Source organism: Oleiphilus sp. HI0086 (assembly GCF_001635225.1).
Genome location: NZ_LWFZ01001455.1, coordinates 1 through 832, shown reverse-complemented (window position 1 = coordinate 832; position 832 = coordinate 1). Strand labels below are relative to the sequence as shown.

Annotated in this window: 1 protein-coding gene; it reads left to right on the top strand. The window is 45.3% G+C overall.

The features are described 5' to 3' along the window. Positions 1-832, top strand: an 832-nt coding sequence (hemH, locus tag A3756_RS24645; protein WP_068554948.1) for a ferrochelatase, incomplete at both ends; no start/stop codon positions are given.

Below are 832 nucleotides of genomic sequence, written 5' to 3'. Positions count from 1 at the left end.
TCGAGTTGTAGAAATTCCGCGACTTATCTGGCTGATAATTTTACACGGCATTATTTTACGCATACGTCCAAAAAAGTCGGCTAAAGCCTATGCCTCGGTTTGGACGGAGCATGGTTCACCATTGCTTTCGCACACACAAGAGCAGGCAAAAGCCTTAAGCAAGAGGCTAGAAACCAAATGGGGTGACAAGCTTGTTACCAAGTTTGCGATGCGTTACGGCAACCCTTCCATCGACAAGGTAATGAATTCAATGCTAGAAGAAGGTGCTCGACGCTTAGTGATCCTTCCCTTGTATCCTCAATACTCAGGTGCGACTGCCGGTTCCACCTTTGACGCGATCTCTACAGAACTAACAGCGCGTCGCTGGGTGCCTGAACTCCGCTTTATAAATTCTTATCACGACCATCCGCTGTATATCAAAGCAATGGCCGATAAAATAAAACAGTTTTGGTCTGAGAACGGCCAGGCTGACAAGCTCATGCTATCTTTTCATGGTGTCCCCAAACGATACTTAGAGTTAGGTGACCCATACTACTGTCATTGCCAAGTCACTTCTCGACTATTAACTGAAGCGCTGGATATTGATGCGGATAAAGTTATCACAAGCTTTCAGTCGCGTTTTGGTAAAGCTGAGTGGCTTAAACCGTATACCGACCACACCTTGAAATCACTCCCCGATAAAGGCGTCTCATCTGTTCAAGTATTTTGCCCTGGTTTTTCATCAGACTGTTTAGAAACGCTTGAGGAAATTGCCGTGGAAAATCGAGATTATTTTCTAGAAGCCGGCGGACAAAGTTATCAGTATATCCCTGCGTTAAACTCAGATAGGAGC